This is a genomic window from Robertmurraya mangrovi (assembly GCF_034427655.1).
Lineage (GTDB): Bacteria > Bacillota > Bacilli > Bacillales > Cytobacillaceae > Robertmurraya_A > Robertmurraya_A mangrovi.
In genome coordinates, this window is sequence record NZ_JAXOFX010000014.1 from 33586 (window position 1) to 58512 (window position 24927).

Below are 24927 nucleotides of genomic sequence, written 5' to 3' on the forward strand. Positions count from 1 at the left end.
GCACTCTTTAACTATTAAGGGTAAAAATCGGCTTTTGGATTTTTACAAATAACAATAATCATTACGAATACAGCCTTTGTTTGAAAAAAATAAAAACCTGCCAAGACAGGTTCAATACATAGTATATCATTATTTCACATTTATTTACTTTGATTGGCTCTCCATTTATTAAACTCAAGGTATTCACGAAATTGATCCTTTGATACCCCGGAATCCATTGCCTCTTTTACAATTTTAAGCCACTCAGAATCTAACTCATCCTTGTTTGGCTGTTCATGGATTAAATGGTCCACAGGTACATGTAAGACAGCAGAAATTTTTTCTAGAAATTGTATAGAAGGATTTCTTTGTAAGTTACGTTCTAATGAACTTAAATAAGACTTTGCGACCCCAGCTTGCTCAGCTAATTCTGATAGGGATAGTTTTCTTTCTTGGCGAAGTTTCTTAACGCGATCACCGATCATAAAGTCTCACACACCTTTGTCTATATATAATTTAATCATATCAAATAAATTCAAATAGTTCCATATTTAGAACAGATTGTTCTATGTGATTTTATAACTATTTTATCACAAATGTTAACTATTTATATTACTAGTTTACAAAAAGTAGTGAATTACATTTATAGGTAAGTCTGGTGTTAATAGAAATGTTATAATTAATTAACAGAATATTTTGTTAATGTTTTTATTTTATTAAAAGGGTGATGAACGATGAACTTTTATAACGAAGATCCTAATTTGAAATTTATTCTTAAACAATATTTAGATGAGTCCTTTTTTGAATGGGCAGACAAAGAGTTAGACCAGTTTGGAGAACTTTGTGGAACGGAGATTGATGAGAGGGCAGCCCACACGGACCGAGAAGGGCAACCTAAGCTGATTAAGTATGATCAGATGGGAAATGATATTTCTCATGTGTGGGTGAACGAGGGTTACAAGAAAACGGTTGAGCAAACCTATCACGCTGGAATTGTTGGTTATGTACATAAGGAAATTCCTGAATTAGGTCATAAAGGGAACTACATTTATTCCTATGCACAAGGATATTTGTTATCTCAAACCGAACCCGGATTTTATTGTCCTGTAACCTTAACAATGGCTACAGCCTATTTGATTGATCATTATGCAGATGAAGAGCTTAAATCAAAATATTTACCGCATGTTGTTTCAACGGGTGATGTTGAGTTGTTTGAAGGAGCAACCTTTTTAACGGAACGTCAAGGGGGATCTGACGTAGGGGCAAATGAGGTAAAAGCGGTATTAGAAAATGGACAATATCGTATTTATGGTGAGAAATATTTTGCCTCAAATGCAGGGCAATGCGGGGTGGCAATGGTTTTAGCTAGAATGGAAGGTGCCCCTCCTGGAACAAAAGGATTAAGTTTATTTTTAGTTCCATGGCGTAAAGATAACGGGGAATTAAATCATCTAGAAATTAGAAGATTAAAAGATAAGCTCGGAGTAAGGGCCGTTCCATCTGCAGAAGTTGTTTTTAACGGGGCAGAAGCATTTGTAGTTGGAGATTCAAGTAGAGGCTTTTACTATATGATGGAAGCTCTAAACTTATCTCGCGTTTGTAATGCAATTGCATCGATAGGAATTATGCAGAGGGCATTTCTTGAAGCTAAAAAATATGCTTTTACACGTCATACATTTGGTCAGTACTTAGCAGAATTTCCTATGATAAAGGAAAGTTTAGTAAAACTAGCTGCAAAGCAAGAGGTAGAGACATCTGCTGTTTTTTCTCTAGTTGCCATGTTTGATCAAATGGTCGGGGATGATTCGGCTATCTCAGAAAAAGATAGAGCCATGAACAGACTACTAATTGCCTTGTTAAAGATGGAATCAGCAGAGCAAGCTATACACTTCTCACATGAAGCAATTGAAATGCACGGTGGAAATGGTTATATTGAGGATTTCGTAACTCCAAGACTGTTAAGAGATGCCCAAGTGTTAACGGTATGGGAAGGGACAGCTAATATATTAGGTTTAGAGGTTTTTAGGTTAATAAAAAAATACAAAGTTCACGAATGGTTTTTACAAACGGTCTTAAAAGAACTTGAAGCTCTTCCTGAAACATTAGTTAAACATACAGAACCTATATACAAAGGGATTGAAAGCTTAAAAGAATTATTAGTGTTCTTGTCAAAAGGGGACGTGGATATCCAGACATACCATAGCAAACGTGTTGCAAAATTAATGACAAAGATATACGAGAGTGTTGTTGCTTTAAAAGATGCGGCTATTGGTGGGGATAGAAAATTAATCATAGCTCGAGTGTTTTTAAATCAAACATGGGGATTAAATGAATATATGGATGAGGAGTTAATTTCCCTTAAACATTTTGAAGAAATAATGGGGTGTAAGGTACCTGTCAGCTAAATAAAAAATCAAGGCTGAGGTGATTTTTTAAGCCACAGCTTTTTATTTAAATTCTACATATTTTGCATGGATAGATTAATATAATTCTAATAAGCATGGGGTTTTATTAAAATTTAATCAAACGTTTGATTAACTATAAATCCTCTCACTTCAACAAAATTTGACATCGGTTGTTCAATGAAAAGTGAATTCAAAATTTTGATATTCCTCTTTTACAACGATAATATTAAGGAAGACGAAATGAAAACTTATTGCATATATTGTTTAAAGGAGAGGCAGGGAAAAGAATGATTGTTTTGAAATCACAAAGGGAAATTGAAATGATGAAAAAGGCAGGAGAGTTATTGGCATCCTGTCATAAAGAAATTGCGAAACTTATAAAGCCGGGTATTACAACCCTAGAGATTGATGAATTTGTGGATGCATACTTAAAAGAACATGGAGCAACTCCAGAACAAAAGGGATATAAAGGGTATGAATATGCAACCTGTGCTAGTATAAATGATGAAATCTGCCATGGGTTTCCAAGGAAAGAGCCTTTAAAAGAAGGCGATATTGTTACCATTGATATGGTGGTTAACCTAAATGGTGCGTTAGCAGATTCTGCTTGGTCATATGCAGTGGGAGAAGTTTCCGATGAAGCAAAACGCCTATTGGAAGTGACAAAAGAATCTCTATACAAAGGAATTGAGGCTTCTCAAATTGGGAATCGAATCGGTGACATCGGTCATGCGATACAGACATATGCGGAAGCAGAAGGATTTTCGGTTGTTAGAGACTTTGTCGGTCATGGAATTGGTGCAACCATTCATGAGAGCCCTAACGTTCCTCACTATGGATTGCCTGGCAAAGGTCCTAGAATCAAAGAAGGCATGGTGTTCACGATTGAACCGATGATTAACGTAGGAGAGTATCAAACGAAAATGGATAGCAATAAGTGGACTGCACGAACCATTGATGGAAAATACTCCGCTCAATATGAACATACGATTGCCATTACAAAAGACGGACCGATAATTTTAACGGACCAAGGTGAGAGATAAGCAAAAGAATATTAAAGCTAACGGCCATGCTCTCGAGTGTTGGCTGTTTTTTTGGGAAGTAGGAATCAATGGATCCTATTTGGTAATAGTAACCACACCTTAATATGGTATATTCTGAAGGGAAACGAAGGGCCAATCTTGAATTCTACTATATACTACAATAAGCTTATTTTATTTAGAGATACGAAGGAATATAATGTAATTAATGATACTGGGATAAAAGATAAAAAAGATAAAAATAGGAGACAGCAAATGAGACTTATTAGCGTAGAAGAGTACAACGATAAAACGATGCAGCTGGCTAGGCCGATATATGATAAGCATAAAAGAGTTTTGCTTGCTGCTGGACGTGCTATCCACCCTACTTATTTAAAAAAATTAATTGCAATGGATATTCGTTATTTATTCATTGAAGATTCTATTTCTTTTGGAATTTCTATGGAAGAAATGGTAGATGTGCCAACTTGGATGGATGCTATTGAGACATTACAAATGTCTTTTAAAGCAATCGCAAATAAAGAGGAACTACCTATTCGCCAATTACAAAAACTAGTCATAACATTAGTAAACGAAGTGGGGAAACGTAAAGCTATATGTTTAATCCCTACTTCTTCTATTGCTGAGGAACTAAGAGAGTACGCCCATGCTGTGAACGTTACACTATTATCTTTACAAATAGGAAGAAAGCTTGGCATCTCGCAAATGCAATTAAAAGATTTAGCCATGGGTGCCCTTTTACATGATATTGGAAAAGCATTAACTCATCGGGTTGAGGATCATATGGTGGTAGGTTTTGAATATTTACGGAAAGTTAGAGAAATTAGCCTATTAGCGGCTCACGTTGCTTATGGTCACCATGAAACTATTGATGGAAACGGGAAACCAAGAGGGATGAAAGAAGGGGAAATCCACGAGTTTGCCCAAGTGTGTGGAATCGCAAATTTATACGAAAATATGTTATCAAAAGAAGGGCTTCCACCACATGAAGTGATGGAGTATATTATGACTAAAAGTGGCACCATGTTCACCACTGACTTAGTAAAGCTTTTTGTTCAAGAAGTCCCTCATTACATACCTGGCACAAAAGTGTTATTAAATAATAATCGTAAAGCCATTGTGACAAAAATTATCGGCAACTTACAAAGGCCATACATAAGATACCTAGATAACGGAGAAGAACTATCCCTTGCTGATCATTACACATTGCTAATAAAAGAAATGGTGATTGATGAAGTAACTAGTATCAATTAGACAAAAAGCTGTCCACATTGTTTAGCGGACAGCTTTTGTATTATTGCTTGCGTAAGTTACCTAGTTCCTCAACAAGTGCTTGCATTTCGTTCGGGCTAAAAGAATCCTTTTTCATGACTAAATCATAAATTTCTTTTAATTCTTCATACATATTTTCATCAAAATGGGAAGGTTTAATCGCACCTAAGTTTAGGACCTTAAGCTTTTCTTTTATTTTTTCAATCATAAATTCAACATTTTCAACAGACTTCTCTGATAAATTCATTATGTACCCCTTTCAAAAACCCAATATAGTTATCATTATCTTTTCACTTTCATTTTAAAAAGTCAATTATAAATCATAGGTTATATATGGGTTACTATAAACGTAAATAACCAAAATAATTATTTGCAAAATAGGGAGCATATCCATGAAAATAAGAGGGAGGAGGTTTGAAGACATATGATAAAAGTTTTATTTGTTTGTCTAGGAAACATCTGTCGCTCCCCTATGGCGGAGGCTATGTTTCGGGATACGGTAAAAAGGGAAGGATTAGAACATAAAATTATTGTAGATTCTGCAGGTACGGGTGATTGGCATATTGGTAACCCGCCACATAAAGGGACACAGGATATTTTATTGAAAAACAATATTAGTTTTGATGGATTGAAAGCGAGACAAATCGTATCAACTGATTTAGTTGAATTTGATTATATTATTGCAATGGATACGGAGAATAAAAAGAATATTGAAAAGCTGAAGGAAGCTAATCCAAAAGCTGAAGTTTTGAGACTGTTAGACCTTCTTCCACATATTGTAACGAAGGATGTACCCGATCCTTATTTTACTGGTAACTTTCAAGAAGTTTTTGATTTATTAGAGCAAGGCTGTAAGCAATTATTAGAGATCACGAAAGAGAGGATTTAATAATGGGGAGCATGAATAGATTTTGGAAAGGTGTATTCTTTGGGGCAATTGCTGGGGGGGCAGTAGCCTTGTTGGACCGCGAAACAAGACAAGCTGTAGTAGAGAATTGTAAAAAGACTTCAAGTGATGTTTCATACTACATAAAGAACCCTAACGAAATGGTTGAGCAGGTTAGGGAAACAACACAAAAAATTAAGACTACATTTGAACAAGTGAGTGAAGACGTCTCATTTATCGCAGAAAAAGTGGATGAGCTTAGAGAGGTAACTCCAGCGGTAGCAGGCATTGTAAAAGAAACTAAAGAAGCTTTTACTCATGATGAAGTCAATATAGAAGATGATGAAGAAAATGTCCCTTTACCGTAAATAATATAATGGCGAGGTTATTTTAAAAGGTAGAAAGTTAAAACAGTTGTAACATTCATTATTGAGCTCCTATAGAAATGTTGGACAAGGTTAGACAGTATTCCTAAAAAACAACAAAGAAATAGAGGTGGTTGAATGGGACAACGAAATTCAAGCTTTTTTCCCTTACTATGGAAAAGGATAGAGAACGACGATGTATTTGGGAAGGCAGCGCAATTAGCCTACTTTTTCTTACTATCCTTATTTCCGTTGTTAATCTTCTTAGTAACATTGTTACCTTATTTGCCTATCACACAGCAAGATATACTTGGTGTTATAAAGGATTATGCACCTGGTGAAACAATGAGGCTGATCGAAACTAACTTGAATGACATTATGAAAACGAATAATGGAAAGCTATTATCATTCGGGTTTATTGCCACGATCTGGTCGGCATCAAATGGGATTAACGCCATTGTGAGAGCCTTTAACTTAGCTTATGAGGTGGAAGAAAATCGGCCTTTTTTAATTGCGAGAGGGATGGCCATTCTTCTGACCTTCGGGATGATTCTTGTATTCATCGTAGCATTGTTATTACCTGTTTTCGGAAAGCAAATCGGGTTATTTTTATTCTCTGAATTTGGTTTATCAAGCCAATTCTTAGCTGTTTGGAATACGTTAAGATGGCTAGTTAGTGCGGTCATTTTGTTTGTCGTTTTTGTAGGTTTATATTGGTTTGCGCCAAACAAAAAATTCAAATGTATCAGGTCCATACCGGGGGCCATTTTTGCAACAGTAGGGTGGTCTCTAACTTCTCTAGCTTTTTCGTATTACGTTAACAACTTTGGTAACTATACGGCAACCTACGGAAGTATTGGAGCCATCATTGTCTTGATGATTTGGTTTTATATAACGGGTGTCATCATCATATTAGGTGGCGTAATAAATGCACTTATAAGTAAAATAAGAGATAGTAGCTGTTGATTTCCCTTTTGTTCCCTCTAATAGGAGACCTCTAATAGCAAAAACTATGATAGGGGAAAGTAATTTTATTAAGGGGGGCACTGAAATGCCAAACAAAAAAGACGGTGGAACAAAGCAAAAGGGTAAAAGTAAGCCAAAGCAAAAAACGTCTGGTTCTGCTAACGGACAGAACGGATATCACTAAGTTACGAAAAGGCCGGGATTCCGGCCTTTTAATATTTGGCTGCACTCATGTTGATTTAGCAACCGTAAACTGTTCAGTATAACTAAAATCGTACTTCCTTCATGACCAATTACTCCATAAGGTAAATCTAGAATTTGTAAGAAGTTTGAAGCGATTAATAACATAATGACTGAGATGGAAAACACAATGTTCTGTTTAATAATTCGATTCATTCGTTCTGAGAGATGTATAGCCTCAGCAATACGAGGTAAATCGTTTTTCATTAAAACAACATCAGCTGTCTCTAGCGCAACATCTGATCCTTCTCCCATGGCAATCCCAACGTTGGCCGTTGCTAGAGCGGGAGCATCATTAATTCCGTCCCCAACCATTGCCACATTTCCAAAACGTTTTTTCAAATCCTTAAGATGCTCCACTTTTTTCTCAGGTAAACATTCCGATAAGTAGTCATTTACATGGCTTTCTTTAGCAATAGCCTGAGCGGTATTTTCACTATCTCCCGTTAGCATAATCGTGTAAATTCCTCTTGTTTTTAATTGATCAATAGCGTTCTTTGTTTCTTGTCTAACCACATCTTTTAATCCAATGATGGCTACGATTTCATCATTCTTTTGGACAAATACAACCGTTTTTCCTTCACTAGCTAACTGTTTAGAAGCACCATTTTTAAAAGCTTCTGCCGCACTATGACCAACAAATGCTGCCTTTCCAATTTTCCATTCATCCCCATCAAATTGAGCTTTAACACCCCAACCAGAAACATCTTCAAGAGAGTCTGGATATAAAAGGGGGTGATCATCTAATTTAGCCTTTACATATTTAACAATGGCTTGTGCAAGAGGATGATTAGAGTGGTTTTCAATAGATGCTGTTCTTAGCAACACATCATCGACTGCTAACCCATCCAGGACTAAAACATCTGTTACTTCTGGTTTTCCTTTCGTTAAGGTCCCTGTTTTATCAAAAGCAATTGCTTTTAAGTGGCTTAAGTTTTCTAAGTGGACTCCACCTTTGAACAATATTCCGTGCCTTGCCCCGTTTGATATGGCTGAAAGTGAGGCTGGCATAATAGATGCAACAAGGGCACAGGGGGAGGCTACCACTAATAAGATCATGGCTCGGTAAAAAGTCTCCGTCCAGCTCCATCCTAACAAATAATGGGGTAGAAACATCATTAGACCAACAACTACTAAAACAATTTTTACATAGCTACCTTCAAATTTTTCAATAAAAAGTTGAGAAGGTGATTTTTCACTTTGTGCGGATTGAACCAATTGGATAATCTTCTGAAAAAGTGTTTCACTACTGGGTTTGGTTATCTCGACAGTAACAGCACCATTTAAATTAACCGTTCCGGCGAATACCTCTTCATCCACTCCTTTTGAAACAGGAATCGATTCCCCTGTAATAGCAGCTTCATCGAGGGAGGTTTGCCCTTTTGCAATTTTTCCATCTGAAGGAACTCTTTCGCCTGGCTTTACTAAAATGAAATCCCCTATCTGAAGGCTTGATACATGAACGACTTGTTCCATTCCATTAGTAATTTTTAATGCTTCTTCCGGTTGCAATTCCATTAAAGCTGATATTTCTTTATGACTTTTGTTCTTCGTATAAGTTTCTAAAGCACCACTCATGGCAAAAATAAAAATTAATATGGCACCTTCTATCCAGTATCCGATGATGGCCGAACCAGTAGCAGCAAAAATCATAAGCATTTCAACATTCAACTCTTTGTTGGCAATCGTTTCAGAAATTCCCTCTTTTGCTTTGGCAAATCCACCAATGATAAAGGCTAAAAGAAAAGTAATGACAGAAGGGGTAGACCACTCATTTTTATCTAATATCCAGCCGAGGAGAATGAGTAGTCCACTTGTAGCTGCAGCGATTAACTCCCATTGCTGTTTTACTTTTTCAAGAAATAGGCTTTTCGGTTGTGCAGCCGGAAGTACTTTTGCTTCTGGGTTCATATGTTTTCACCATCCAAATTTTGATTTTCAATCAAGCTTAATGAGAAGAATAATCACATTCAATACCCTTATAAAACGACGAAAGCTGTCATCATATAGATGACAGCAGTACTGGCTTCTGAAAAACAGTTATTTAATTTATCCCTATTATACTATTAACTTATGAAGGTTAGAATATGTTGGGAACAAGATTCTCTATTCTGTCACTTAACCGTTTCGGTTCGCCAATCTAAGTTTGGTTTAAAACTCACTAAGGCGAAGAATATAATGAGTAACATACTGCTAATCACATAAAAGAAACTTGCCCCTTTTAAGTATTGAATTGCTAGCCCACCAATAAACGGTCCACTAATACTGCCAAAGCTAAAGAATATTCCACACATTAAATTCCCAGATGGAAGGAGTTGGCGGGGAAGTAAATCCGCCATGTAAGCAATTCCAAGTGAAAAAGTTGAGCCCACTAACATTCCAGCTATGAAGAAACAAATAGTTAGACCGAGTACAGATTCTTGAAAAAAACCAGCAACTGTAAAACTAATGAATCCAGACAGCATAACGGTCATTAAAATATTCTTTCTCCCAAACTTATCACTTAAAATCCCCAATGGAAGCTGAAACACGATTGCTCCAATAGCAAATGCAGGTAAAATAATGGAAACAGCATTAATTCCAATGCCCGTTCTTAGTGCATAAACGGGGAAATTTCCATTCAGTGACGCTTCTAAAAAGCCATAGCTAAAAGGAGGAAGAAACGCGATCCAAGCATATTTCCATACGCGGCCAAAACGCTGGAAAGTACCAAAGAAAGAAGTCGTTCCAATATCTTGATCAGGATGTTCATTTTTTAAAGCAAAAATGGAGACCCAAGCAATTAAACTAATTCCTGCAGAAATCATAAACGGTAGTGCTTGATTCACCTCTATTAATCTAGTCATAATCGGTCCTGCTGCAAACCCTAAGCCGAAAAATAGGCCGTACAAGGAAATATTTCTCCCACGTTTGCTTTCAGGTGACAAGGAGGTAATCCAGGTTTGTGTACCGAAATGGAGCATATGGTCTCCAATTCCAATAATCAAACGTAGTAAAAACCAAAACCAAAAGGATTTCCAAAGAGGGAACAAAGCGAGTGAAATAATAACCGCTATCCCACCAATGATTATAATAGGCTTATAGCCAAATCTTCGCAGTGGCCCTTCCATGAAAGGGGAAGCAAATAAAATTCCTAGATAAAGCCCCGTAGCATGTAAACCGTTAATGGAAGAAGGTACACCGTCTTGTTCAAATATAATGGCGATTAATGGCAACAACATTCCTTGCGAGAATCCAGAAACAGAAACAATCGCAATCAGTATCCAAAATCGAAAATCAATATTTTTTAACATTTTTTTAGCTCCAAACTTTTATGTGTTCCTAAATGATGGTATCGGGAATAATAAGGTTTTGCAAGAAAAGTTTCTTTTTAAATTTTATATTTTAGTGTAATCTCAAAATAAAATATGTTTATAAGAGGTGTCTGAATTGGAATTTAAAATGAAAGAAGTAGGTTTTTTCACAGAAACAGCAAACGGGAGACTGAATATCTCAGGAGACGAGCAGCATGGATTTCGTCCATACCAACTTCTAGTTTCTTCAATTGCTGTTTGTAGCGGAGGGGTGTTAAGAACCATTTTAGGTAAAATGCGATTAAATTATGAAGATATTTCTATTTCAGCGGATGTACAAAGAAATGAGGCCGAGGCAAATAAAGTAGAAAGAATACACCTTCATTTTAAAATTACAGGAACAGATCTAGATGAAAATAAAATACATAAAGCAATGGAGTTAACTAAGAAGAACTGTTCCATGGTGCAGTCTGTTATTGGAAGCATAGAGGTTGAGGAGACTTTTGAGATTGTGAAGTAGGGGGAATGGCTTTTTGTAGCTAGTTTTGTCGAAAAAACGATATATGGAAAAAATCGATGATATATTGCTGAAAAGTGATGATATATTTATTGAAGTCGATGATATATCTCTTGAAAGTGATGATATATGATTTTAAATAGAAGATGTATCAATTAAATCGGGGATGTATCTCTGAAAAATAAGGATATTTCAACTAAAATGATGAAATATAGTAGGAAAGTGATGATATACTATCGGGAATCGATTAGATTCACTGAAAAATGAGGATGTTTCAATTAGCATAGATATATAGCAGCAAAGTGATGATATATCATCGGAAATCGATTAGATATCTCTGAAAAATGAGGATGTTTCAATTGAAATCTTGATATCTCTTGAAAAAATGATATCCAAGTTAATGATAATCGCCAAAATCAAAAGGAAGAGTGGCTTAACTCTTCCTTTTTTGCATCCTATAAAGTGAGTTCTTCTGGTTTGCTTCCAGCTTTATCAAAGTAACGAATCAAATCCGGTTGTAATTTTAATAAAACATAATTCGGATCATCTGGACCTGACATCCATTCTTTCAAATGGTCATTCCAGTATTTTGTACGCAAATCATTGGAATCCTCTACTGAAGCGGTTGCCTCGATTTCACAGTAAGCACTAGAAAAGCCTTTTGCATCCAATCCTAATAAGATATGAACATTTGGGTTGCTCTCCATATCCTCCACTTTATGAGTTTCTTTATTTGTTGCGGCATATAAAGTTAGATCCTCATGGAAAAAGAGCATAAAACGACTGTATGGCTTGCCATTACGAATCGTAGCTAGAGTACCAACCTGGTGTTTCTCAAACATATCCATAACCTTTTGTTTTAAGTCACTCATTATTGTTCTCTCCTTTATGTAAGCAATTTTCCTTGCAAATGAAAAAGCGAAAAAAGCTTAAGTACTATCTTTAATCTTGTCACTATTGTTGTTTTTTATGAGTAAGTACAGCAAAAAGACTTTAGAGTTTCCCCTAAAGTCTTTTTTTCTCTCCTTTATAAAATTTTTTATCTATCAAACAAGCGTACTTGAACTGAATGTTAAAGAATATGTTTTATTAAGTGAAACTTAGGTATTTTTAATACAAATTGCTTTTAGGTTAGTCTTTCAAGCGCTATTAATTTAGAAGTTATCAACCACCTCTCTAGACTAGGATTCATAAATTGAAATGAACTTGAGAGTGCTACAATTAATAATCAATAAACCTCCTATTAAAAATTTTAGCGTTTGATCGGCTACCCTCCTTTTTTTAATGTACGTTAATTATAATAAATAAAACAAAGATTGTAAATATTCAGATTATTAAAATTGTGTTACAAAGATTGGAAAAGGAGGATGGCTTTTGGCGCATGTGTATCGCACTTTATTTTTCATCATTGGATTGATTATTTTAACGTTTGGCGTGTCCTTAACCATAAAGGCAGACCTTGGGGCAGGAGCGTGGGATGCTCTTAACGTGGGTTTGTCTACAGAAATTGGTTTAACAATAGGAAGTTGGGTAATCATTGTCGGGCTATTTTTAATGCTAATGAATGCATACTTACTCAGAACAAAACCCGAATACTTAGCGTTATTAACAATCATGATTGTCGGGGCCTTAATTGACTTTTGGATGTTAGTTATATTGAAAAACTTTCACTTAGAGACTCTTTTACTACAAATCATTGTATTGGTAGTAGGGATGGTCACAGTGGGGCTAGGGGCAGCCATATACTTACAACCTAAATACCCTCTAATCCCCATTGATCAATTTATGTTGGCGTTGAAATACCGGTTAAAAGTAAATCTAATGATAGCTAAAACAGTGGCGGAAATCATTGCTTTAATACTTGCCCTCTTAGTTAAGGGGCCGATTGGTATTGGGACATTAATCATTACATTTTGTATGGGTCCATGCATCCAAGTTTTTTATCCTTATTTTGAAAAATGGCTAAATAAATTAATAAAGGAAGCTTAGTGTGGATAATTTTCAGATACTCCGAAAAAACTATAAATAAAGCTGTTGCTGTATCTTTGTTACTCTAAAACTACATAGTTAAAGGAACAAATATCGATGGCAGCAGATACTAGATGTATTAGTTGAAAGGAGTATAATCAACATCATGAAAAAATACATTACTGTTTTACTAGCAGGGGTTCTTCTCATGTTGTCTTCCTTTAATGCTGTTTATGCAGCGGAACAGCAAGTTGAAAAAAAGGAAGCACAGCCAAAGCAAGCTGTACAGATTCCAAATTCAGTAATGAATATCACAAAGGAAAATACTTATCCTAATCCGACACAGGATATGCCTACTTTACAGCCAAGTGAACTCACACAGGCACTTATTGACTCTTCTAAGGTTAAAATTGAAAATCCTGACTTAATTAGAATGTTAAATGAATCCTCCGTCAACAGTACTCCTTTTGCTGTTGGATATCGAGCCATCATTTATTTAGGTCAATGGCCGTTAAGTTACGAATCAACAGAAACGGCACCTAACTGGGAATATCAAAAAATAAATACAAACTACTTTGATAACCGTGGTGGAAAAAAGAACTATCAAATACACTACGTTCAAGAAGCTCAGAAGATTGTCCGTGGTGGATTAACAGCAAAGGTTCCTGATAGTGAAGATGTGAAAAAAATGATGCTATTAAAAGCTGCACAAAAGACCGGCCTTCCATTAGCTTTTGAAACCGTTATTGGGGGAGGAACAAAGAAAGATCAAATTTATAATATCCCTCCTAAACGATTAGGGTATTTATATGGCTTTGCTCCAGCGGTTAATGAAAAAGGAAAAGTTACTTACGGAGAAGTTTATATAATGTTAAAAGGCAGTAAGAAATTAATTGTCGTTAAAAATGTAACTTCCCAAGGAATTGGCGCGTGGATCCCAATTCAAGACCACGTTTCATTCAGTTTTTCAGCAACGGAAAGGCCAAGATAAGATTGAAGGGTGCTAAATCTTAAAGATTTGGCACTTTTTTATGTTAGATTATAGGAGAGGTGGTTGTGTGTTTAAGTTAGAAACAGAGAGACTTTCTTTAAGATGCTTTAGAGAAGAAGATTGTAATAGGCTATATCAAATTTTATCTGACCCAGAGACAATGAAGTTCTATCCAGAACCTTTTAGTATGGAAAAAACAGCAGCATGGATAAAAAAGAATCAAAATCGTTATGAAGTTGATGGATTTGGACTATGGTCTGTTTGTTTGAAAGAAACAAATGAGCTAATTGGTGATTGTGGTTTAGTAGCTCAAATAGTAGATAATAAGAGGGAAGTTGAAATAGGCTATCACATTGATAGGAATTATTGGGGAAAAGGATATGCTACGGAAGCTGCCCAAGCTTGCAGAAATTATGGCTTTGAGAACCTAAATGTGGATAAACTAATCAGTATCATCGACCCGGAAAATATCCAATCGATACGAGTGGCAGAAAAGATCGGATTCACTAGAGAGAAAGATGCTCTTATTTTTGGAAAAGTTCATAGTATCTACTCCAGTATGAAAAAATAAAAGATGCCCTTCATCATGTGGAGGGCATCTAACAATTAAATTAGGTTAATTAAAGCTCCACCAACAGCTCCAGTCACAACAACGACCCATGGAGGAAGCTTCCAATACACGAGCATACTAAATAAAATAGCAGCAAACGCAAAGTCTATTGGTGCAAGTATGGAACTAGTCCAAATCGGTTGATAAAAAGCAGAGACCAGAATACCAACGACAGCAGCATTTACACCCATTAAAGCAGCTTTAATTTTTGGATTTCTTCTAAGAGCATCCCAAAATGGCAACGTTCCTAGTATTAATAGAAATGCAGGTAAGAAGATAGCAAAAGTTGCGAGCAATCCACCTTGCCATCCATTAATCACCGTTCCTAGGTAAGCAGCAAAAGTAAATAATGGACCAGGTACTGCCTGTGTCGCCCCGTAACCGGCAAGGAATGCTTCTTCACTTAACCAGCCAGTTGGAACAAATTCTCGTTCCAGTAAAGGTAAAACAACGTGACCTCCACCAAATACTAATGAACCTGAACGGTAAAAGCTATCAAACATAGCAACCCAACTTAATGAAGTTACTTCTCTTAAAATCGGTAATAAAAATAGTAGTGCAAAGAATAACACTAAACAAATAGTGGCGAAAAGTTTGGATACAGGAAAATTAATTTTTGCATCTGTTGTTTCTTTTTGGTCTCTATAAATGAAATATCCAATCAAAGCGGATAGTAAAATCACACTAACTTGTGAATAAGCGGTTTGCCAAAGAAGAGTAACAACTAAGGCGAACAAGGCTATCGCTTTTCTTTTTAAATCAGGTGTTAAATTTTGTGCCATCCCTAAGATCGCATGGGCAACAACAGCAACAGCGACAACCTTTAACCCGTGAATCCAACCAGCAGTTCCAACATCAAAACCTTGAAGGAGTAGGGCGAACAAAATTAGTGCTATGACAGAAGGTAGAGTAAATCCGATAAAGGAAACAATCCCTCCCAACACTCCTGCACGCATGACTCCTATCCCAATCCCAACCTGGCTACTCGCTGGGCCGGGTAAAAATTGACAAAGTGCCACTAAATCAGCATAACTCTTTTCATCCATCCATTTTCTTCGACGAATATATTCTGTGTGAAAATAACCTAAGTGGGCAACAGGACCTCCAAAGGAAGTAAGCCCAAGTCTAGTAGACACGAGTAAAATTTCTAAAAGTGAGTTTAATCCAGTTTTCTTGTTGTTCATTTTTAGCTCCTTTTTAAATAGACTTTTTGAGAAATTGTTTTAGATGCAGCCCTCTTTTCATTGCGACTTTTCATCCTTAATTTCACCGAACAATTCATAAGCTTTTTTACGTGCTTCAATTAAAACTAAATTTCCTTTTTCTGTCGTGGTGTAATACTTTCGAATCTTACCGTCCACATTCCGCTCTTCTTTTAGCAAAAGCCCATCGTATTCCATCGAGTGCAGGATAGGATACAAAGTTCCTGAACTCATGTTATACCCGTGTTCCTTCAACTCTTCTAACATCCACGCACCAAAAATGGGATGCTCCTTTGCGTGGTGTAATATATGGATTTGTATAAACCCTAAAAAAAGTTTCCGCAACACTTTATCTTCCAAATAAACACCCCCCCTAATATCGATTATCAATATCGAAATCCGATATTAAGATTTTACCATTAATAATAGTGTAACCAGACATTGTAATAAAAAATTTACAAAAGTTTTACAAACCAAAGAAAAACCGCTGGAGTACAACCCCAGCGGCATGGAACTATTTTAAAGTTAAATTAGTAGAGCGCTCTTTAAAGTTAACTCCTTGGTAATAACTATTTTTCACCAACACGTTTGGCCCTAAACAACGAATGCTTGGGCAATGGCAATTCAAGCTGTTTGCAAGCTCTGTACTTTGCCATTTTGCAAAAATATCATTTAAATTATCCTCCTCAATATTTCCGAGAGCAGGAGTATCACCGAAATCAGTAACAATAACATCTCCAGTAAAAATATTTACATTTAATCGAGAACGTCCATCTGGATCATTTCTAACTGTTACATTTTTCGAATGATAAAGGCGGTTAAGAAGCATGAGATCGTCTTCATTACTATTACAAGGATAAAAAGGGAGTGTACCAAACAACATCCATGTATCTTCATCTCGAGTATCAAGTAACTGGTGGATAGCAGTACGAACTTCATCTAGATTTAAGACCTCTAAATTGGAAGCGAAGTCTGAAGGGTACATTGGATGAATTTCATGCCTTTGGCACTTCATCTCTTCAACGATTTGCTTATGTATGCTTGATAAATAAGGTAGAGTTCTCTTATTTAACATCGTTTCTGCAGACACCATGACACCTGCATCAACAAGAGCACGGCTGTTTTCAATCATTTTATAAAATAAAGCGGCTCTTTGCTCTCTAGTCGGTTTACGCTCCATCATAGCAAATCCGCCATCAACGAAATCATCCACCGTTCCCCAGTTATGAGAAATATGAAGAACATCCAAATAAGAAATAATTCTTTCATAGCGCTCTAAATCTAAAGTAAGATTTGAATTTAATTGTGTGCGGACACCTCTCGAATGTGCATATTCAAAAAGGGGAGCAACATAGTTTTCGACGGACTTTTTCGATAGCATCGGTTCGCCACCTGTAATACTGATAGACCGAAGTGTGGGTATTTCATCTAGCCTTCTGAGCAGCAAATCAATAGGTAGGGCATCGGGGTCTTTAGGTTGTAACGTGTAGCCAACCGCACAATGTTCACATCGCATATTGCAGAGGGTGGTTGTAGTGAACTCGATATTCGATAAAGTTAATTTTCCATATTCATCTATATCCATGTAAGCTTCCCATGGATCATAGCTAGTCGTAATTTTTTCAAGCTTTTTCGTATTCATCTGTATTCTCCTTAAAAATCAATCCTTAAGTATTATCAATTCCTATGTACATTCTGTCAATGCTATCACACGTTTTAAAAGAACTCTGTAAATAGCCATTAAAAAGGCATTTGTGGGGAAAACTCTAATTAAGCCTGTAATAGGTTTTATAAACTAAAATTATTAGAAAAACATTGCGAATAAAGGAAATCTTTTGTAGGATGGATACGATAGTGAAAGGAGAGATTCCTATGGGAAGTCCAATTCAAGAAAAAACAGAGCAAGTTTCGTTTTTAAAACAACGTTTAAATATGTTCATGGATGTGTTAGATTCCATTGAGCCTGAAAATACGGAATTAGAAGACATTGATCGCTTAATTTCAATGATTGATGAAATTGAAAACAAATGTCGTGAATTTAATAATCGTTAAGGAGAAATGGGGTGTATAATTACACTCCATTTTTAATAGGATTTGTCGAAAAAACGATATATAGAAAAATTCGATGATATATTGCTCGAAAACGATGATATATTGAAAAATTTGATGATATATACTTCAAAATCGATGATATATTAAAAAAATGGAAGAGATATCCCCTGAAATCGATAATATATATAAAAAAATGAAGAGATATCTCTCAAAAGTGATGCTAAAATCTTTGAGATATCCTTCGAAAACGATAAAATATAAAAAATTAGAGAGATATCTCCTAAAATCGATAATATATTTCCATTCAAAGGAGGAAGAGGTAGTGACCGATCGAAATCAGTTAGCTTTAGTGTTTATAATTGCGTTGATCGTTGGATTAGTAGGCGGATTTTTAAATATATCGACATGGATTGTATTAATTGTCTTATTAATACTGCTATTTATATTTGTTTATTGGCCTTTTATATCAAATGTCTATCTTTCAACAGATATGAATAAGGTAGAACAATTTCTGTTAAAAAGGCAGAAGCAACCTTTGTTTCATTTTTACTATGCAGTAGCGAATAATCTTGAAGACGAGGCTGAAATTGCATTAGATAAGTTAAAACAGAAATACAAATCACCACAATGGACTGCCGCTTATACAGTTTCCTATGCTGCCTACAAAGGAACACTATCCCAACACGAGAACGACATCAAACAAATTAAACAAGAAAACTTACGGAACTATTTCACAGCTCTAATGCATATTGAACAAGGAGAGCTAAGCAAAGCTCAAGAAATGGTGCCTACTATCCAAAAAGAATGGATGAAAGAAGAAATTCAAGCAGCAATCTGTGTAAAACAGGGGAACACAGAAAAAGCAAAACTCCACCACGACAGAGCCATTCAATTAACAAAAGGAATGCAAAGGTATCTATTAGTTAAGAAAGCTGAGGAGTTAGCATACTAACTCCTTTTTTGTTTGATAAGGTAGTATAATTTCTGAAGTTAGATTACTGTCTAGCTCCACAAGAATAAGCTACGAAAGCGGTGCCTCGCACGAAGGAAAGTGGTTTTCTTTCCGAGGAGCGCCAAGCGACTAGTGGACTTCGCTCCTCGAGTAAAAATCGGCTTTAGGATTTTTACCTCCCTACGATAAGTCAACATCGAATCGCTCACGCTCTTCGTGTTTCCTTTATCTCAGTCGAGGAGCTCCAGTCCATACGTCGCTAACCGGGGCGCTTCCGCTTTTCTAGCTGCAACCGATTACACGAAACTCTTTCAATAACTACATGATAGGAGTATAATAATTAACGTACAATTAATTGTAAATTTCATAATAAAATAGATGCAATATGGGGACTTAAGGGAGAGGGGAATGTTTTTATGAATATCGAAAAGTTTCAAGAAAGTATGTATAAGTTAGTCGTTGAAACATCAACTAAGCTTCCAAAAGATGTTCGTCGTGCGATTAAACTAGCAAAAGAGCGTGAGAATGCAGGAACTCGTTCTGCGATGAGTTTAGCAACGATTACAAACAATATTAAAATGGCGGATGACAATGTATCACCTATTTGCCAAGATACAGGTCTACCGACGTTTAAAATTAAAACTCCAGTTGGCGCAAACCAAATGGAAATGAAAAAGGCAATCAAGAATGCGATTGCACAAGCTACTAAAGACGGCAAGCTTCGTCCAAACTCTGTTGACTCACTAACTGGAGATAACAGTGGGGATAACCTTGGAGAAGGGCTGCCTGTTATTAAGTTTGACCAATGGGAAAAAGATTACATCGATGTGCGCCTGATTTTAAAAGGTGGCGGATGTGAAAATAAAAATATCCAGTACAGCTTACCTTGTGAACTAGATGGTCTAGGACGCGCTGGCCGTGATTTAGACGGTATTCGTAAATGTATCATGCACTCTGTATATCAAGCACAAGGACAAGGTTGTAGTGCTGGTTTCATCGGTGTTGGTATCGGTGGAGACCGTTCTTCAGGCTACGATTTAGCAAAAGAACAGCTTTTCCGTTCGAACGATGATGTAAATCCTAATGAAGATCTTCGTAAGCTTGAAGAATACGTGATGGCAAATGCAAATGAACTAGGTATCGGAACAATGGGATTCGGTGGTGAAACAACGCTTCTAGGTTGTAAAGTAGGCGTGATGAACCGTATTCCTGCAAGTTTCTTCGTATCTGTTGCGTACAACTGTTGGGCGTTCCGTCGCTTAGGTGTAGCCGTTAACCCTGAAACGGGGGAAATTAACGAGTGGATGTACCAAGAAGGGGAAAATGTTGACTTTGGAGCTACAGAAGCTGAAAAGGAAGCATCAGCATCTTCAGAAGAATCTCGTATCGTAAAATTACAAGCTCCAATTACTGAAGAACAAATCCGTGAATTAAAAGTAGGAGATGTTGTTAAAATTGATGGCATGATGTATACAGGCCGTGATGCCATTCATAAATATTTATCAGACAACGATGCACCTATTGATTTAAACGGCCAAATTATTTATCACTGTGGTCCAGTTATGTTAAAGGATGACGAAGGTAAGTGGCATGTAAAAGCGGCTGGCCCTACAACAAGTATTCGTGAGGAGCCTTACCAAGGAGATATCATGAAGAGATTCGGTATCAGAGCGGTTATTGGTAAAGGTGGAATGGGTCCTAAAACACTTGCAGCATTAGAAGAACACGGTGGTGTATACTTAAACGCAATCGGTGGAGCTGCACAATACTATGCAGACTGTATCAAATCAGTAGAAGGCGTAGACTTAATGCAATTCGGTATTCCAGAAGCCATGTGGCACTTAAAAGTAGAAGGCTTCACAGCGGTTGTAACAATGGATTCACACGGAAACAGCTTACACCGTGATGTTGATAAGTCTTCATTAGAAAAATTAGCTCAATTTAAGGATCGTGTGTTTAACTAAGCTATATAAAAAGGTTAAAAGCACACTAAGCAAGAGACTAAATCATATTTTTGATTTAGTCTCTTATTTTTTTATCAAATTATTCAGTTTCTAAAATCGTACATCTAAAGTTGTAGGAAAAACTCAACCATATTATTCAATACGGTTTATCTTAGATTAGATATGATTAATTTATCATTTAATCTAAGGAGTAGAAGAATATGCGATTAAGAATGGAGCTTTTTACAAGTGATATAGAAAAAACGGTTCAATTTTACAAGGATATTATCGGGCTTACACTTGTTCGAACAAGTCAGACTTATGCTGAACTTGTGTATGAAACCGTGGAAATCGGAATTGGATTGTTAGAAGCATTACCTGACCGTCACCCACTTAAAGCTCAAAAGGGTGAGAGATTAGGATTGGGAGTTGAAATAGTAATTGAGGTTCCTGATATTGAGAAAAAGTATAAAGAAGTAGTAGAGTCAGGCTATCCGATTGATGAAGTATTATCTCAACAGGAATGGGGATCAACTGACTTTAGATTGTTGGATCCTAATGGATATTATATTCGAATAACGGAAGCTTAAACATCGGTCCATTTTTTACTAAAAAATGTAAAGAATCATATTCCTCACTTAAACGAACAATAAGTAAAAAATGTTGTTTAGGAGGATTACAGATGAGCATGTTTAGAAAGCCTCTGATTGTCCTTTTTTCCATGTGTATGCTTTTTTCTGGAATAGGTTCAGCCAGTGCCGTGTCAAATAAGCCCATCCATTGGGGATTCAAAAAAGCAGCGAACGAACAACCGCCTGATGCTGGAAAAGAGTTAAACGAACTATTAGAAAAGTACGACGGCTTTTACCTTGGGGATACATCTAAGAAAGAGATCTATTTAACCTTTGATAATGGTTATGAAAATGGGTATACGGGAAAAATTCTTGATGTATTGAAAAAAGAAAATGTGCCTGCAACCTTTTTTGTAACGGGGCATTATCTCCAATCCGCTTCTGATTTAGTTGTGAGAATGGCTAAGGAAGGACATATTGTTGGGAATCATTCCTATTATCATCCCGACTTAACACAAGTAGATGATGAGAGATTGTTTAAAGAGCTTGAAAAAGTACGAGAAGAAGCAGAGAAAATCACAGGCGAAAAAAATATGATGTATTTACGCCCACCTAGAGGGGTTATGAGTGAAAGAACACTTAAGCTTGCGAAGGAAAAAGGTTATATTCATGTCATGTGGTCCCTTGCCTTTGTTGACTGGTACACGGATAACCAAAAGGGCTGGCAATATGCTTATGATAATATTATGAAGCAAATCCACCCAGGTGCGATACTACTTCTTCATACGGTATCAAAAGATAATGCGGATGCTTTAGAAAAAGTCATTCAGGATCTTAAAAAGAAAGGCTACACCTTTAAAAGTTTGGACGACCTAACAAACAATAATCAATTACCTGAACCGTTAAAATACTAGAAAGAAGCCCGAATTACATTTTGATTCGGGCTTTTCGCATGCTTTCTTAGTAGTAAACAGGAAAAAATGCTATAATACGGTGAAAATCATTAAGGACGGAAAAAGTATGGAAAAGATAAACATAGCTGGGCCCTATAATTTTGACCTGGTACTTGATCGATTATCACTTGATCCTTTACACGCCTTAGACAAAGAGAAACGAGTGGTGAAGGTCCCTATAACAGTCGGTGAGGCTTCTATTGTTGCTACTGTGCGGGCAACCGGTACAACGAATGAGCCCCAATTTATCATTGATGGTATTGACATGGTGGATAAAGAGCAAGCTGTAAATAAATTAACGCATATTTTTCAGTGGAACAACCCACTTGAAGAAGTCCATTCCCATTTCGAACAAACCGACTTAAAGGATATTTCTAACCAACACAGAGGAACTCCTTTAGTACTTGATTTTCATCCCTATAATTGTTTAATGAAATGCATTGTCCATCAACAACTAAACCTCTCTTTTGCCCATACGCTTACTGAAAGATTTGTTAAAACTTTTGGGTCTCAGGTAGATGGGGTATATTTTTATCCTACTCCTGAAAAAGTGGCTACCCTAACAGTAGAGGACTTGAGAGCCTTACAATTTAGCGGCAGAAAAGCAGAATATGTAATTGGCATTGCAAAAGAGGTAGTTGAGGGTAGATTAGATATAGAAGGTTTATATACAAAAAGTGATGAAGAAGTTCTAAACGAGCTGATTAAAATCAGAGGGGTAGGACCATGGACGGTACAAAACTTTTTAATGTTCGGGCTAGGTCGTCCTAATCTTTTTCCACTAGCAGACATTGGCCTGCAGAATGCATTAAAAAAGCTATACAATCTCGAAAATAAACCAACAAAGGAACAGATGCTACAGTACACGAAGGATTGGGAGCCATACTTAAGTTATGCTTCCCTCTATTTGTGGAGAAGTATCGAATAATAGATGGAGTGAAAAGAATGAAACAAGAACAGACAGTGAAAATACAAGAAAAACAAACTTTCCCATTAACGATTAAAAGATTAGGAATTAACGGGGAAGGGGTCGGATATTTTAAAAAGCAAGTCGTATTCGTACCAGGAGCTCTACCAGGGGAAGAAGTAGTAGTTGAGGCTACAAAAGTACATCCAAAGTTTGCAGAAGCGAGAATTAAGAATATTAGAAGAAAGTCTGAACACCGAGTTCAACCACCTTGTCCCGTTTATGAAGAGTGCGGAGGTTGCCAACTTCAGCATCTACATTATGATCAACAGCTAAAAGAGAAAAGAGATATTGTAATACAATCTCTTGAAAGACACACGAAACTTGCTGTGGACAAGCTGGACATTAGAGAGACGATTGGTATGGAAGATCCATGGAATTACCGAAATAAAAGTCAATTCCAGGTCGGACAACAAGATGGGAAAGTACTAGCAGGTCTTTACGGTCTGAACTCTCACCGTTTAATTGACATTGAACAATGTGTGGTTCAACATCCATTAACGAATAAAGCTACTGAAACAGTAAAACGAATTTTACAAGATTTAAAAATCCCTATCTATAATGAAAAAACTAGAAAAGGCCTTGTGCGTACAATCGTAGCCAGAGCAGGTGTTCAAACAGGCGAGCTACAGATTGTATTAATTACATCCAAAAAAGAGCTTCCGAAAAAAGAAGAAATCATTGCAAGAATTAAGAAGCATCTTCCTGAAGTAAAATCCATTGTTCAAAACATTAACGGTCAAAAAACATCACTAATTTTTGGTGAGGAAACAGTCAAATTAGAAGGGAAAGAGTTCATTCAGGAAACATTAGGGGACTTAGAATTTGAGCTTTCAGCTAGGACCTTCTTCCAATTAAACCCGGAACAAACCGTTAAGTTATATAACGAAGTAAAAGAGGCTGCTGCCTTAACAGGAAAAGAAAAAGTCGTGGATGCCTATTGCGGTGTCGGAACAATCGGCTTATGGCTGGCTGAAAAAGCTGGTGAAATCAGAGGAATGGACGTTATTCCAGAGTCTATTGAAGACGCTAAGAAAAATGCGGAAAGACATGGAATTAAACATGCTAAGTATGTAACAGGGAAAGCGGAAGAGGTTCTTCCGAAATGGGCAAAAGAAGGTTGGAAGCCAGATGTTATTATTGTGGATCCACCGAGAACTGGGTTAGACCAGCAATTATTGAAAACAATATTGAAGGTGAAACCTAAAAAAGTGGTTTATGTTTCGTGTAATCCTTCTACTTTGGCTAAGGATATTTCTGTTTTGGCTGGTAGCTATAAAGTAGGTTATATGCAGCCTGTGGATATGTTTCCGCAGACGAGCCACGTGGAGTGTGTGGCTGAGTTAATATTAAAATAGATTTTAAGGGGCTCTCAGAAAGAGAGTCTTTTGTGTTTTTGTGATACGGTAAACCTTACCACAAGTAATCGTAAACTGTAAATATGAGGTTACAATTAAATGGCATTAAGCCTCAGCTTCGTGACCGAATTCTTGAAGAGGTCATTTATCAATGAGAAGAGAATACACCCTTTATTTAGAGGACATTGTTGAGGCCATTAAAAAAATTGAGAAGTATACTGATGGTTTGAGTTTTGAAGGATACCACTTTGATTAGTAGCTATAGTGGTATTATAAAAGGAGTTTTTTAATCTTCTTAATCTTGATTGTAATTTATAAATATTATTATTTCTTTATATAAATTAAGAATGTAAGGTATTCATAAAGTCAGTTCCAATTTTACAAAGTGGGAACTGA

Annotated in this window: 25 protein-coding genes; 17 read left to right on the forward strand and 8 right to left on the reverse strand. The window is 36.4% G+C overall.

Annotated features, from left to right (window positions below):
- Positions 1 to 140: 140 nt before the first annotated feature.
- On the reverse strand, positions 141 to 464 hold the full coding sequence (locus tag SM124_RS17535; protein WP_322447822.1) for a helix-turn-helix domain-containing protein: 324 nt from the start codon (positions 462 to 464) through the stop codon (positions 141 to 143).
- Between the two features lie 249 nt (positions 465 to 713).
- On the opposite strand from SM124_RS17535, the gene SM124_RS17540 reads away from it, so the two are divergent.
- From SM124_RS17540 to SM124_RS17550, 3 genes are all read left to right on the forward strand, one after another.
- A complete protein-coding gene (locus tag SM124_RS17540; protein WP_322447823.1) occupies positions 714 to 2384 on the forward strand; it encodes an acyl-CoA dehydrogenase family protein in 1671 nt (556 codons plus the stop codon).
- A gap of 287 nt (positions 2385 to 2671) precedes the next feature.
- Complete coding sequence (map, locus tag SM124_RS17545; protein WP_322447824.1) at positions 2672 to 3427, forward strand: type I methionyl aminopeptidase; 756 nt, start codon at positions 2672 to 2674, stop codon at positions 3425 to 3427.
- Positions 3428 to 3679: 252 nt separating this feature from the next.
- A complete protein-coding gene (locus tag SM124_RS17550; protein WP_322447825.1) occupies positions 3680 to 4678 on the forward strand; it encodes an HD-GYP domain-containing protein in 999 nt (332 codons plus the stop codon).
- A 40-nt stretch (positions 4679 to 4718) separates the two neighbouring features.
- Here the strand turns inward: SM124_RS17550 and SM124_RS17555 are convergent, their stop codons facing one another.
- Positions 4719 to 4943, reverse strand: coding sequence for a DUF1128 domain-containing protein (locus SM124_RS17555; RefSeq protein WP_322447826.1), 225 nt, complete (start codon positions 4941 to 4943; stop codon positions 4719 to 4721).
- Between the two features lie 177 nt (positions 4944 to 5120).
- Here SM124_RS17555 and SM124_RS17560 point away from each other — a divergent pair, with 177 nt between their 5' ends.
- From SM124_RS17560 to SM124_RS17570, 3 genes are all read left to right on the forward strand, one after another.
- Positions 5121 to 5585, forward strand: a complete 465-nt coding sequence (locus SM124_RS17560) for a low molecular weight protein-tyrosine-phosphatase (RefSeq protein ID WP_322447827.1) — start codon at positions 5121 to 5123, stop codon at positions 5583 to 5585.
- 2 nt (positions 5586 to 5587) lie between these two features.
- Complete coding sequence (locus SM124_RS17565; protein WP_322447828.1) at positions 5588 to 5950, forward strand: YtxH domain-containing protein; 363 nt, start codon at positions 5588 to 5590, stop codon at positions 5948 to 5950.
- Between the two features lie 135 nt (positions 5951 to 6085).
- Positions 6086 to 6913 carry a YihY/virulence factor BrkB family protein gene (locus SM124_RS17570; RefSeq protein WP_322447829.1) on the forward strand — a complete coding sequence of 276 codons (828 nt, stop codon included), beginning with the start codon at positions 6086 to 6088 and terminating at the stop codon, positions 6911 to 6913.
- Positions 6914 to 7093: 180 nt separating this feature from the next.
- On the opposite strand, the gene SM124_RS17575 is transcribed toward SM124_RS17570, so the two are convergent.
- Both SM124_RS17575 and SM124_RS17580 read right to left on the reverse strand, forming a co-directional pair.
- Entirely contained in the window at positions 7094 to 9064 is a 1971-nt protein-coding gene (locus SM124_RS17575; protein WP_322447830.1) for a heavy metal translocating P-type ATPase, read from the reverse strand.
- Between the two features lie 203 nt (positions 9065 to 9267).
- Positions 9268 to 10446 carry an MFS transporter gene (locus SM124_RS17580; protein WP_322447831.1) on the reverse strand — a complete coding sequence of 393 codons (1179 nt, stop codon included), beginning with the start codon at positions 10444 to 10446 and terminating at the stop codon, positions 9268 to 9270.
- A 136-nt stretch (positions 10447 to 10582) separates the two neighbouring features.
- Here SM124_RS17580 and SM124_RS17585 point away from each other — a divergent pair, with 136 nt between their 5' ends.
- Positions 10583 to 10966, forward strand: a complete 384-nt coding sequence (locus tag SM124_RS17585; RefSeq protein WP_322447832.1) for an OsmC family protein — start codon at positions 10583 to 10585, stop codon at positions 10964 to 10966.
- A gap of 452 nt (positions 10967 to 11418) precedes the next feature.
- Here the strand turns inward: SM124_RS17585 and SM124_RS17590 are convergent, their stop codons facing one another.
- Positions 11419 to 11835: a pyridoxamine 5'-phosphate oxidase family protein gene (locus SM124_RS17590; protein ID WP_322447833.1), complete on the reverse strand. Its 417-nt coding sequence runs from the start codon at positions 11833 to 11835 to the stop codon at positions 11419 to 11421.
- 511 nt (positions 11836 to 12346) lie between these two features.
- Between SM124_RS17590 and SM124_RS17595 the strand changes: the two genes are divergently transcribed.
- From SM124_RS17595 to SM124_RS17605, 3 genes are all read left to right on the forward strand, one after another.
- Positions 12347 to 12952 (forward strand): YczE/YyaS/YitT family protein, encoded by a 606-nt coding sequence (locus tag SM124_RS17595; RefSeq protein ID WP_322447893.1) that lies wholly within the window; start codon positions 12347 to 12349, stop codon positions 12950 to 12952.
- 145 nt (positions 12953 to 13097) lie between these two features.
- Positions 13098 to 13922, forward strand: a complete 825-nt coding sequence (locus tag SM124_RS17600; RefSeq protein ID WP_322447834.1) for a YfkD famly protein — start codon at positions 13098 to 13100, stop codon at positions 13920 to 13922.
- Positions 13923 to 13989: 67 nt separating this feature from the next.
- Positions 13990 to 14493 (forward strand): GNAT family N-acetyltransferase, encoded by a 504-nt coding sequence (locus tag SM124_RS17605; protein ID WP_322447835.1) that lies wholly within the window; start codon positions 13990 to 13992, stop codon positions 14491 to 14493.
- A 35-nt stretch (positions 14494 to 14528) separates the two neighbouring features.
- Here the strand turns inward: SM124_RS17605 and chrA are convergent, their stop codons facing one another.
- The 3 genes from chrA to yfkAB form a co-directional block, all read right to left on the reverse strand.
- Positions 14529 to 15716, reverse strand: coding sequence for a chromate efflux transporter (chrA, locus tag SM124_RS17610; RefSeq protein ID WP_322447836.1), 1188 nt, complete (start codon positions 15714 to 15716; stop codon positions 14529 to 14531).
- A gap of 57 nt (positions 15717 to 15773) precedes the next feature.
- Entirely contained in the window at positions 15774 to 16094 is a 321-nt protein-coding gene (locus SM124_RS17615; protein WP_322447837.1) for a PadR family transcriptional regulator, read from the reverse strand.
- 154 nt (positions 16095 to 16248) lie between these two features.
- Positions 16249 to 17376, reverse strand: coding sequence for a radical SAM/CxCxxxxC motif protein YfkAB (gene yfkAB / locus SM124_RS17620; RefSeq protein WP_322447838.1), 1128 nt, complete (start codon positions 17374 to 17376; stop codon positions 16249 to 16251).
- Between the two features lie 230 nt (positions 17377 to 17606).
- Here yfkAB and SM124_RS17625 point away from each other — a divergent pair, with 230 nt between their 5' ends.
- The 7 genes from SM124_RS17625 to rlmD all read left to right on the forward strand — a co-directional run bounded on the left by SM124_RS17625 (position 17607) and on the right by rlmD (position 24531).
- Positions 17607 to 17786 carry an SE1561 family protein gene (locus SM124_RS17625; protein WP_322447839.1) on the forward strand — a complete coding sequence of 60 codons (180 nt, stop codon included), beginning with the start codon at positions 17607 to 17609 and terminating at the stop codon, positions 17784 to 17786.
- A gap of 322 nt (positions 17787 to 18108) precedes the next feature.
- Positions 18109 to 18738: a hypothetical protein gene (locus SM124_RS17630; RefSeq protein ID WP_322447840.1), complete on the forward strand. Its 630-nt coding sequence runs from the start codon at positions 18109 to 18111 to the stop codon at positions 18736 to 18738.
- A gap of 350 nt (positions 18739 to 19088) precedes the next feature.
- On the forward strand, positions 19089 to 20702 hold the full coding sequence (locus SM124_RS17635; RefSeq protein WP_322447894.1) for a fumarate hydratase: 1614 nt from the start codon (positions 19089 to 19091) through the stop codon (positions 20700 to 20702).
- A 200-nt stretch (positions 20703 to 20902) separates the two neighbouring features.
- A complete protein-coding gene (locus tag SM124_RS17640) occupies positions 20903 to 21271 on the forward strand; it encodes a VOC family protein (protein ID WP_322447841.1) in 369 nt (122 codons plus the stop codon).
- A gap of 131 nt (positions 21272 to 21402) precedes the next feature.
- Entirely contained in the window at positions 21403 to 22167 is a 765-nt protein-coding gene (pdaA, locus tag SM124_RS17645; RefSeq protein ID WP_407691420.1) for a delta-lactam-biosynthetic de-N-acetylase, read from the forward strand.
- A 106-nt stretch (positions 22168 to 22273) separates the two neighbouring features.
- Positions 22274 to 23134, forward strand: a complete 861-nt coding sequence (locus tag SM124_RS17650; protein ID WP_322447842.1) for a DNA-3-methyladenine glycosylase family protein — start codon at positions 22274 to 22276, stop codon at positions 23132 to 23134.
- 17 nt (positions 23135 to 23151) lie between these two features.
- Positions 23152 to 24531, forward strand: coding sequence for a 23S rRNA (uracil(1939)-C(5))-methyltransferase RlmD (gene rlmD, locus SM124_RS17655; protein ID WP_322447843.1), 1380 nt, complete (start codon positions 23152 to 23154; stop codon positions 24529 to 24531).
- The last annotated feature ends 396 nt before the right edge of the window (positions 24532 to 24927 follow it).

Bases quoted from the DNA above. Each gene is read 5' to 3' on its own strand.
- SM124_RS17535 (WP_322447822.1), bottom strand. From the start codon at position 464: ATGATCGGTGATCGCGTTAAGAAACTTCGCCAAGAAAGAAAACTATCC.
- SM124_RS17540 (WP_322447823.1), top strand. From the start codon at position 714: ATGAACTTTTATAACGAAGATCCTAATTTGAAATTTATTCTTAAACAA.
- map (WP_322447824.1), top strand. From the start codon at position 2,672: ATGATTGTTTTGAAATCACAAAGGGAAATTGAAATGATGAAAAAGGCA.
- SM124_RS17550 (WP_322447825.1), top strand. From the start codon at position 3,680: ATGAGACTTATTAGCGTAGAAGAGTACAACGATAAAACGATGCAGCTG.
- SM124_RS17555 (WP_322447826.1), bottom strand. From the start codon at position 4,943: ATGAATTTATCAGAGAAGTCTGTTGAAAATGTTGAATTTATGATTGAA.
- SM124_RS17560 (WP_322447827.1), top strand. From the start codon at position 5,121: ATGATAAAAGTTTTATTTGTTTGTCTAGGAAACATCTGTCGCTCCCCT.
- SM124_RS17565 (WP_322447828.1), top strand. From the start codon at position 5,588: ATGGGGAGCATGAATAGATTTTGGAAAGGTGTATTCTTTGGGGCAATT.
- SM124_RS17570 (WP_322447829.1), top strand. From the start codon at position 6,086: ATGGGACAACGAAATTCAAGCTTTTTTCCCTTACTATGGAAAAGGATA.
- SM124_RS17575 (WP_322447830.1), bottom strand. From the start codon at position 9,064: ATGAACCCAGAAGCAAAAGTACTTCCGGCTGCACAACCGAAAAGCCTA.
- SM124_RS17580 (WP_322447831.1), bottom strand. From the start codon at position 10,446: ATGTTAAAAAATATTGATTTTCGATTTTGGATACTGATTGCGATTGTT.
- SM124_RS17590 (WP_322447833.1), bottom strand. From the start codon at position 11,835: ATGAGTGACTTAAAACAAAAGGTTATGGATATGTTTGAGAAACACCAG.
- SM124_RS17600 (WP_322447834.1), top strand. From the start codon at position 13,098: ATGAAAAAATACATTACTGTTTTACTAGCAGGGGTTCTTCTCATGTTG.
- chrA (WP_322447836.1), bottom strand. From the start codon at position 15,716: ATGAACAACAAGAAAACTGGATTAAACTCACTTTTAGAAATTTTACTC.
- yfkAB (WP_322447838.1), bottom strand. From the start codon at position 17,376: ATGAATACGAAAAAGCTTGAAAAAATTACGACTAGCTATGATCCATGG.
- SM124_RS17625 (WP_322447839.1), top strand. From the start codon at position 17,607: ATGGGAAGTCCAATTCAAGAAAAAACAGAGCAAGTTTCGTTTTTAAAA.
- SM124_RS17640 (WP_322447841.1), top strand. From the start codon at position 20,903: ATGCGATTAAGAATGGAGCTTTTTACAAGTGATATAGAAAAAACGGTT.
- pdaA (WP_407691420.1), top strand. From the start codon at position 21,403: ATGTGTATGCTTTTTTCTGGAATAGGTTCAGCCAGTGCCGTGTCAAAT.
- SM124_RS17650 (WP_322447842.1), top strand. From the start codon at position 22,274: ATGGAAAAGATAAACATAGCTGGGCCCTATAATTTTGACCTGGTACTT.
- rlmD (WP_322447843.1), top strand. From the start codon at position 23,152: ATGAAACAAGAACAGACAGTGAAAATACAAGAAAAACAAACTTTCCCA.